Raw genomic sequence first — 9,102 nt, 5'->3', positions numbered from 1 at the left:
CGGTGATTACCCGGTGATTGCTGGGCCGACTTTGAACCAAGGAAATTGGCCTTAAAACATAGTCGACTCAATAGGATAAGTTGCAATGCGACACAAAATGTGGTATTTCCGGTTTCGGCGGCGCGCATGAAGGTGCTGGGCCTGATCGGCGGGATGAGCTGGGAAAGTTCAGCCCATTACTACCGGCTGATAAATCAAGGTGTGCGCAATGCGCGCGGGGCTTTGGCATCTGCCAAATGCCTGCTGTGGTCATTCGATTTTTCCGAAATTGAGGCGCTGCAGCGCGCAGGGGACTGGGTCCGGCTGGAAGAATTGATGATCGATGCCGCCAATCGGCTGGCAGGCGGCGGGGCTGAGGCGCTGGTGATCTGCACCAATACCATGCACCGGATGGCCGATGCGGTAGAGGCGGCCGCTGGTGTGCCCTTGCTGCATATCGCCGATCCGACTGGCGCGGCGGTGCGCGGTGCCGGGATCAGCAAGGTTGCGCTGCTTGGCACCGCTTTCACCATGGAGCAGGATTTCTATCGCGGCCGGCTGGCAGATCGCCATGGCCTGGACGTGTTGGTGCCTGAGACGGCCGATCGCGCGCTGATTCACCAGGTAATTTATGACGAGCTGGTGGCCGGTGTGGTTAGCGAACAATCGCGCGCGGCCTATCGCGGCGTCATCGCCCGACTGATCGAGCAAGGCGCGCAAGGCGTTATCCTGGGCTGCACCGAAATCATGCTGCTGGTTGACCAGACAGATAGTGCGGTGCCGCTGTTCGATACCACCGCGCTTCACGCCGCTGCGGCGGTTGATTTGGCGCTTGGCTGACCCTGCACGCTGCACCCTGCCCCGCCAAAATTTCGTTTGGGCGCACAACGGAATTTCTTTGTGGGTAGGGAACCGCGTTAACTCTATTTAGATGGTCGAGAATCGCTTTTGCGGATTGAGGCCAACCATGGATTCTTTCAGCTTTGACCTTGCCGCCTTGTTGCCCTTCATCATGGTCGGATTTGCCGCCCAACTGGTCGATGGTGCGCTGGGAATGGCATTCGGGGTGATTTCGAACACCTTGCTGATCGGCGTGATGGGTGTGCCTCCGGCGTTGGCATCGCAGCGGGTCCACCTGGTCGAATGCTTTACCACAGCGACATCCGGAATCAGCCACTTGATCCATGGCAATATCGACAGGAAATTGTTTTTCCGCCTGCTGGTGCCTGGCATGGTCGGCGGCGTACTGGGTGCCTATGCCCTGACCAATATAGACGCCAGCGTGGTCAAGCCATTCGTGCTTCTCTATCTATCGTCCATCGGGGTCTACATCCTGGTGCGCGGGCTGTTCTGGCCACCAAAAATGCGAGAGGCCAGGCTGATCGCTCCGCTGGGCCTGTTCGGCGGCTTCCTGGATGCGGCCGGCGGCGGCGGCTGGGGCCCGGTGGTCACATCGAATCTGCTGATCCAGGGGGCCGATCCCCGCAAGGTTGTGGGCACGGTCAACGCGGTAGAGTTTTTTCTGACTCTTACAGTTTCGGCTGCATTCATCTGGCACCTGGGCATTGCCGATCTGGCCGGGGCAACGCTGGGCTTGCTGATCGGCGGATTGCTGGCAGCACCACTGGGCGCCTGGGCGGCGAAACATTTCAACCCCAAGACCATGTTGATTCTGGTCGGGACCGTGCTGACTGTTACCAGTCTGTACGGCGTTTACCGCGCCTGGGGCTAGCCTATGGCCGCAGCGATCGCCAACAGCCGCTGGGCCTGTTCGCGGTGCAGCAATTCGGCCATTTTACCCTCAATCCGGATAACACCCTTGCCCTGGTTCTCTGGCAAGGCGAACGCATCAACCACCGCCCGCGCCCAGGCCAGTTCGGCCGCGCTGGGTGTAAATACCGCGTTGCACGGTTCAACTTGATCGGGATGGATCAGGCATTTGCCGTCAAATCCAAACTCAAGACCCTGATCGCATTCGGCCCGGACCACGGCCATGTCGCGAAATTCGTTGCTGACCCCATCGAACACCAACAGACCATGGGCCCGCGCCGCGCAGACTGTAGCCGAAAGGATCGGCAGAAATGCAGCTCTGCCCGGACGCAATTGGGCCCGCATTTCCTTGGCCAGATCGTTGGTGCCCATGGCGAAGGCCGCCAGCCGGGTTGAACCAGCCAGCGCCGCCACTTCATCCAGCCGGGGCATCAACCCGCACGTTTCCACCATGATCCACAGCCGGGTATGGGCCGGGGCAGCGGCCAGCGCCGCATCATACGCCAGCACATCCTGCGCAGAGCTGACCTTGGGCACCAGAACGGCATCAGGGCCGGCTGCGGCAGCCGCGGCAAGATCTGCTTCGGCCCATTCAGTGCCAAACGCGTTGACCCGGATCACCACTTCGCGGCGGCCAAAGCCGCCTTCGCGCACAGCGGCTGCGGCAGCGGCGCGGGCCGCCACTTTGTGTTCTGGCGCTACCGCATCTTCCAGATCGAGCACGATCACATCGGCGGCAAGCGTGCGCGCCTTTGCAATCGCATTCGGGTTCGATGCCGGCAGGTAGAGCACGCTACGGCGCGGGCGGGTGGACACTGCGATCAGCCCGTTACGCCGGCTGCCGCAAGCACCGCCAGCGTCAGCACATCGGGCGCGATCGCTGTCATCGGAGCGATCTGCACCGGCTTTTCCATCCCCAGCAGCATCGGCCCGATCGTGGCATTACCGCCCAGTTCGCGCAGCAACTTGGCCGAAATATTGGCCGATTGCAGCCCTGGCATGATCAACACATTGGCCGGCGCCGAAAGCCGGCAAAACGGATAGTTGGCCATGACCGTGGGATTGAGCGCCGCATCGGGGGCCAGTTCGCCTTCATATTCAAACCCCGGGTTTTCAGCATCGAGGATCGCCACCGCATCGCGGATCGGTTCCAGCCAGCGCCCCGGTGGATTGCCGAACGTGGAATAAGACAGGAACGCCACGCGCGGTTCGTGGCCCAGGCGGCGCGCAACTGCTGCGGTTTCCTTGGCGATCACCGCCAGATCCTGTGCCGAAGGCCGCTCGTTCACGGTCGTATCGGCCAGGAATGTGGTGTAATTCTTGCCGATCATCAGGTGGATCCCAAACGGCAAGCGGCCTTCGCCCGGATCCAGCACCTGGCGAACTTCGCGCATGGTCTGGGCAAAGGTCCGGGTCATGCCGGTTACCATTGCATCGCCAACGCCCAGCTTTAGCAGCATCGAGGCGAATACATTGCGGTCCTGGTTGACCATCCGGCGCACATCGCGATCAAGAAAACCGCGCCGCTTCAGCCGCTCATACAGCAATTCGACCATCGCGGGCACATGGGTGCTGCTTGCAGAATTCTCGATCTGAAAGCATTCGGGATGTTCCACACCCAGTTCGGTCAGCTTGGCCAGAACGGCATCGGTGCGGCCAACCAGCACCGGTTCACCATAGCCGAAATCACGGTACTGGATTGCCGCACGCAACACGATCTCGTTCTCAGCCTCGGCAAAGATCATGCGTTTGGGATTGGCTTTTACCGCCTCATAGACCTGGGTCAGGACCGAAGTAGTTGGGTTAAGCCGGGCCTTCAGGCTGGTGCGATAGGCGTCAAAATCCTCGATCGGCTTGCCCGCCACGCCGGTATCCATCGCCGCCTTGGCCACGGCAGACGAGACAACTTCCATCAGCCGCGGATCGAACGGGGCGGGGATGATGTAATCGGGCCCGAACTGATACTTCTTGCCATAGGCGGCAGCCACTTCTTCAGGAACCTGTTCGCGCGCCAGTTCTGCAATGGCGCGGGCGGCGGCAATCTTCATCTCTTCATTGATGGCGGTGGCGCGCACATCCAGCGCGCCGCGGAAGATGAACGGAAAGCCCAGAACATTGTTGACCTGGTTGGGATAGTCACTGCGCCCGGTGGCAATGATCGCATCGGGGCGGACGGCCTTGGCATCGGGCGGGGTGATTTCGGGATCGGGATTGGCCATCGCGAAAATGATCGGCTTGGGCGCCATCTTGGTCACCCATTCAGGCTTTAAGGCTCCGGCCGCCGATAGGCCAAGGAAGATGTCCGCACCGTCCAGCGCATCTTCAAGGCTGCGCGCTGCGGTATCGATCGCATGGGCGCTTTTCCATTGATCCATGCCGCCTTCGCGGCCGCGATAAATCACCCCGGAACGATCGCAAACCGTCACATTATCATGCCGGACGCCCATTGATTTGATCAAGGCGGTGCAGGCCAGCGCCGATGCCCCCGCGCCGTTGACCACCATTTTGACGTCCTTGAAATCGCGCCCGGTCAGGAAGCAGGCGTTGAGCAAGCCCGCTGCGGCGATGATCGCGGTGCCATGTTGATCATCATGCATCACCGGGATTTTCATGCGCTCCCGCAGGGCTTGCTCGATCACAAAGCATTCGGGGGCCTTGATGTCTTCCAGATTGATCCCGCCAAAGCTGGGCTCCATCAGCGCCACGGCTTCGATGAATTTATCCGGATCTTCGGTATCCAGTTCAATGTCGATCGAATCGACATCGGCAAAGCGCTTGAACAGCACCGCCTTGCCTTCCATCACCGGTTTGGATGCCAGCGCGCCCAGATTGCCCATCCCCAGGATGGCCGTGCCATTTGTGATCACGGCCACCAGATTGCCCTTGGCGGTATATTCATAGGCATCGGCAGGATTATCGGCGATCGCCTGAACCGGCACCGCGACGCCGGGCGAATAGGCCAGACTAAGATCGCGCTGGGTTGTCATCGGCTTTGAGGCGATGATCTCTATTTTTCCGGGACGAATCGTCTTGTGATAAAACAGCGCTTCGCGTTCGGTGAAGGTGATCCGGGCTTCGTCTGACACAGCAATCTCCGCAAACTGGGCCTTGCCCTAACGAATGGCGCGGCAACGCGATAGGGGAAAGCTGCCTGATCTGGCCTGCCGAATCAGCCAATCTGGGCTATCGCGACTTAATGCACGGTGCTTCTGCCCCAACCCCGATGATGGCGCAGTATCTGGCGCTTAAGGCTGAGGCCGCAGATTGCCTGCTATTTTACCGGATGGGCGACTTTTTCGAGCTGTTTTTTGATGATGCACGCCGCGCAGCGCAAGTGCTGGATATCGCGCTTACCAGCCGCGGCGAACATCAAGGCGTGCCGATCCCGATGTGCGGGGTTCCGGCGCATTCAGCTGAAGGATACCTGGCCCGCCTGATCAAGGCCGGCTGCCGGGTGGCGATCGCCGATCAGACCGAAACGCCCGAAGAAGCCAAAAAACGCGGCGGATCAAAGGCCCTGGTCGCGCGCGCTATCGTGCGGTTCGTTACCGCTGGCACGCTGACCGAGGAGGCTTTGCTGGAGCCGCGCCGCGCCAATGTGCTGGCCGCCATCTGCGAACTGCGCGGCAGTTTTGGCATTGCCGCTTGCGACATTTCGACCGGCCGGATGGAACTGGAAGATTGCCCGGCCGATCGGCTGGGGGCAGCCCTGGCCCGGCTGGGGGCCAGCGAAGTGGTGGCGCCCGAAGGCATGAGCGCTGCGCCGCAGGATGCAATCACGCGCCCGGCCCGAGATTTTTCAAGCGATACCGGCGAAGCGCGGCTGAAATCCCTTCACGCGGTGGCAACGCTTGACGCCTTCGGAGACTTCACGCGGCCGATGCTGGCCGCCGCTGCCGGGCTGATCGGCTATCTTGACCACGCCGGGCGCGGCAAACTGCCCTTGCTGCTGCCCCCGGTGGCTCGGGCCAGTGACGCCCACCTGGCAATGGACGAGGCAACCCGGGCCAGCCTTGAAGTGCTAAGCGCTAACCAGGCGGGACGGGGAAGCAGCCGGCAAGGCAGCCTGATCGAAGCGGTTGATCGCTGTGTTACCGGGGCAGGCGCGCGGCAATTGGCCGATGACCTTTCGGCCCCGCTGACCAATGTGGCAGCAATCGAGGCGCGGCTGGCGCTGGTCGATTGGCTGCACAGTGATCCGTTGCTGCGCGGTGATTTGCGCGAAGTGATGCGCGCGATCCCCGATCTGGGCCGCGCGCTGGGCCGGGTTGTGGCCGGGCGTGGTTCCCCCCGCGATCTGGGCCAATTGCGCGATGGCCTGTCAGAATCGCGGCGGATCCATGATTTTCTGAAAGGGGCCAAGTTCCGCCCGGCGCTGCTTGATGCATTGCTTCCCGCGTTGACGGGGCATGGCGCGTTGACCGATCACTTCACCCGCGCGCTGGTGCCCACCCCGCCAACGGAGCGCGGCCAAGGTGGCTATATTGCAGAACAGTTCGATCACGGACTGGATGAATTGCGCCAGATTTCAGGCGACGCCCGCCGGGCGATTGCCGCGCTTGAGGCCAAATACCGCGCCGATACCGGGATTGCCGCGCTCAAGATCCGTCACAACGGGGTGCTGGGTTACTTTATCGAAGTCCCGGCCAGATATGCCGATGCGCTGATGGTCCCCGATAGCGGCTTTACCCACCGCCAGACCATGGCCGGTGCGGTACGCTTCAATGCGCTGGCGCTGCATGACGAAGCAAGCCGGATCGCGCAGGCCGGCGGCCACGCCCAGGCCCGCGAAGAAGAGCATTTTGCCGCCTTGTGCGAAATGGCAATTGCTGCCCGCCAGCAAATCGCTGCCACGGCGGCGGCACTGGCCCGGCTTGATGTTGCTGCGGGCCAGGCCGAGCGGGCCAGTGAAGGCGGATGGTGCCGGCCCGCGCTGGCTGAAGACCGCGCACTGGAAATAGTGGGCGGGCGGCACCCGGTGGTCGAGAACGCACTGGCCGCACGCGGCGACCGCTTTGTTGCCAACGATTGTGCGCTTTCGGACAGCGATCGGCTGTGGCTGATCGGCGGCCCCAACATGGGCGGCAAGAGCACCTTTTTGCGCCAGAATGCGCTGATCGTGCTGCTGGCCCAGGCGGGTGGTTTCGTACCAGCGCAATCGGCCCGGATCGGGCTGGTGGACCGCCTGTTCAGCCGGGTTGGCGCTTCAGACAATCTGGCCCGGGGACGCTCAACCTTCATGGTCGAGATGGTCGAGACTGCGGCAATTCTGGCCCAGGCCACAGAGCGCAGCTTCGTGATCCTGGATGAGGTTGGACGCGGCACGTCAACCTACGATGGGCTTGCGCTGGCCTGGGCTGTGGTTGAGGCGGTGCACGGCACCACCCGCTGCCGCTGCCTGTTCGCCACCCATTATCACGAGCTGGCCCGCCTTGCAGAAAGCTGCGACGCGCTTAGCCTGCACCATGTTCGTGCACGCGAATGGCAGGGCGATCTGGTGTTGCTGCACGAACTGGCCAATGGCCCGGCGGACCGGTCCTATGGCCTGGCCGTGGCCAAATTGGCGGGCGTTCCGACCCCGGTGGTGGCGCGGGCCAAGGCCGTGCTCGACCGGCTGGAAAAGGGCCGCGCGCAAACCGGCGGGATCGCGGCGGGCCTTGGCGATCTGCCGCTGTTTGCCGCTGCGGCTGAGCACAACGAAGATGTGGCCGATACGCTGCGCGCACGGCTGGATGCGACCGACCTTGACGCGCTGAGCCCGCGTGAGGCGCTGGAACTGCTGTATGAGCTAAAGCGCGATGCGGGGACGCTTCCTTAACCCTGCCGCGCTAGAACTGCGTCATGCTGGGTTTCGGTGTCAGAATGAATCAGGTCTTTGCCAGCCGCTGGAAAGCGGTGGTCTGGTCGATGGGCGTATTGCTGACGGCCTATTGCGCGGTGCCAGCGCGTGATCAGGCGCAGGTTAAAGATAGCCAGCCGGTGGCACAGTTGCCCGGCCTTGAGGACATCCCCCAAATTCCGCCGCCTGAAGAATAGAATTTGTTTCAGTTAGACTGAAACAGCACAACACCAGCCCACTCCCCCTCCTGGCCACCCGTAGGTTGCCCAAAAATTGGGTGGCCGGGAGGGGGAGTGGGCTGGTGTTGTTTCCACGTAAGTGAAACAAGCGCTAATCAACCTTCCAACCAGCGCCGATAGCGCGCCAGCCGCCGGGTTTGCGCCCGCACTTCGGGATCGGTCAGATCGCGCAGCAGGCTTGCGCTGCGCTGCCAGGCCCAGCGCAGCCGCCCGCCTTCGCCGGTCCGGTCAATCACCACACCGGGTTCTTCGCCGCCTTCGACCCGTCCGGTCAGCCGCCGCCAGACATAGCCAAAGCCGCCGGTTGCAATCGTCGCTGCAAACCGTGAGAACATTTTGGTTTCCCAGTCCTGCACGATCAGATCACGGGCCAGATCAATCATGTCGGGTGCCGCGGCGGGCTCTGATTGGTGGCGGGGAACCGCTGCATCGCCGTGGCATTCGCGCACCAATGCAAAAACCAGCGCCGCACCTGGCGCCCACTTGTCCCTGACCGCGCTTTGCCAGAAGCTGTCCCAATCGATCCGATGGCACCGGACCAGATGGAAAACATCCCCCAGCAGCAGCGGCCCGCAATCCAGCCGGTGGCCATAGATTGCATGGGTTATGACATGGGCCAGCATATCTTCGGGGCAGGGGAAATCGATCCCGTCCAGGTTAACGGCGCGCGCAGTGATCCCGGCTTCGTTTCCGGCCGGGGTTGAATATTCCAGCCGCCCATCCAGTTCTGATACCCGCATGTGCAGTTCCAGCCAGCTGCCGCGCGGCATTTGCAACACCGGCATATGCTGTTCAAGCCGGACATGGTCTTCAAGCGCCAGTTTGGATCCAGCCGTCTGGACGTATCCATGATCAATCAGCACGCGAAAGGCGTCCAACACCTGATCTTGCGGCAGCAGCAAATCGATATCGCGCATTGGCCGCAGCGCCGGATCGGGCCAGGCATGACGCGCCAGGAACGAACCTTTCAGCGCAAGCGGGCGATAACCATTGGCCGCCAGCAGTTCGCAGCACTGCTCCAGATCGGCGCGCTGCGCCAGCGCCGTGATTGCAGCAGTTCGGTAAGCCTCGCGCCATTCGCTACGCAGGGCCGCCGGGACCGCATCGCAATCGCGGTGGAGGCTGGAAAGGAGCGGGCCAAGCCGGTGGGTGCGGGCAATTTCGGCGATCCGATCCCACTCAGCCGCAACCAGCCGGCTCAGCAGTTCTGCACCAGGCTGCGCAGCCGATCCCAGCAGCGCCAGCAGCACCCGCTCTGGCACAGGCCGATCCACC

General features: G+C 62.3%; 7 protein-coding genes. 4 read left to right on the top strand and 3 right to left on the bottom strand.

All coding sequences use genetic code 11. The features are described from left to right. Positions 1 to 126 precede the first annotated feature (126 nt). Positions 127 to 819, top strand: coding sequence for an aspartate/glutamate racemase family protein (locus ABL914_RS10285; RefSeq protein ID WP_391563092.1), 693 nt, complete (start codon positions 127 to 129; stop codon positions 817 to 819). A gap of 127 nt (positions 820 to 946) precedes the next feature. Beyond that, positions 947 to 1,711 carry a sulfite exporter TauE/SafE family protein gene (locus tag ABL914_RS10280; protein ID WP_391563088.1) on the top strand — a complete coding sequence of 255 codons (765 nt, stop codon included), beginning with the start codon at positions 947 to 949 and terminating at the stop codon, positions 1,709 to 1,711. On the opposite strand, the gene ABL914_RS10275 is transcribed toward ABL914_RS10280, so the two are convergent. After that, complete coding sequence (locus ABL914_RS10275; RefSeq protein ID WP_391563091.1) at positions 1,708 to 2,574, bottom strand: HpcH/HpaI aldolase/citrate lyase family protein; 867 nt, start codon at positions 2,572 to 2,574, stop codon at positions 1,708 to 1,710. The genes ABL914_RS10280 and ABL914_RS10275 overlap by 4 nt on opposite strands. Continuing rightward, positions 2,571 to 4,835: an NADP-dependent malic enzyme gene (locus ABL914_RS10270; protein WP_391563087.1), complete on the bottom strand. Its 2,265-nt coding sequence runs from the start codon at positions 4,833 to 4,835 to the stop codon at positions 2,571 to 2,573. The genes ABL914_RS10275 and ABL914_RS10270 overlap by 4 nt, the downstream gene beginning before the upstream one ends. Positions 4,836 to 4,972: 137 nt before the next feature. On the opposite strand from ABL914_RS10270, the gene mutS reads away from it, so the two are divergent. Together mutS and ABL914_RS10260 are read left to right on the top strand one after the other, a co-directional pair. Continuing rightward, positions 4,973 to 7,567 carry a DNA mismatch repair protein MutS gene (gene mutS / locus ABL914_RS10265; RefSeq protein WP_391563090.1) on the top strand — a complete coding sequence of 865 codons (2,595 nt, stop codon included), beginning with the start codon at positions 4,973 to 4,975 and terminating at the stop codon, positions 7,565 to 7,567. Between the two features lie 44 nt (positions 7,568 to 7,611). Next, the gene (locus ABL914_RS10260) at positions 7,612 to 7,785 is read left to right on the top strand and encodes a hypothetical protein (RefSeq protein WP_391563086.1); all 174 of its coding nucleotides are present in this window, start codon (positions 7,612 to 7,614) and stop codon (positions 7,783 to 7,785) included. A 137-nt stretch (positions 7,786 to 7,922) separates the two neighbouring features. On the opposite strand, the gene ABL914_RS10255 is transcribed toward ABL914_RS10260, so the two are convergent. Further along, positions 7,923 to 9,101 (bottom strand): nucleotidyltransferase family protein, encoded by a 1,179-nt coding sequence (locus ABL914_RS10255; protein WP_391563085.1) that lies wholly within the window; start codon positions 9,099 to 9,101, stop codon positions 7,923 to 7,925. Between the last annotated feature and the right edge of the window lies 1 nt (position 9,102).

Source organism: Novosphingobium sp., assembly GCF_040079535.1.
GTDB lineage: Bacteria > Pseudomonadota > Alphaproteobacteria > Sphingomonadales > Sphingomonadaceae > Novosphingobium.
The sequence above is the reverse complement of the archived record's forward strand: the minus strand, read 5'-3'. Positions and strand labels throughout refer to the sequence as shown.

Excerpts from the sequence above, each read along its gene's own strand:
- ABL914_RS10285 (WP_391563092.1), top strand. The coding sequence starts at position 127 with ATGAAGGTGCTGGGCCTGATCGGCGGGATGAGCTGGGAAAGTTCAGCC.
- mutS (WP_391563090.1), top strand. The coding sequence starts at position 4,973 with ATGATGGCGCAGTATCTGGCGCTTAAGGCTGAGGCCGCAGATTGCCTG.
- ABL914_RS10280 (WP_391563088.1), top strand. The coding sequence starts at position 947 with ATGGATTCTTTCAGCTTTGACCTTGCCGCCTTGTTGCCCTTCATCATG.
- ABL914_RS10260 (WP_391563086.1), top strand. The coding sequence starts at position 7,612 with ATGAATCAGGTCTTTGCCAGCCGCTGGAAAGCGGTGGTCTGGTCGATG.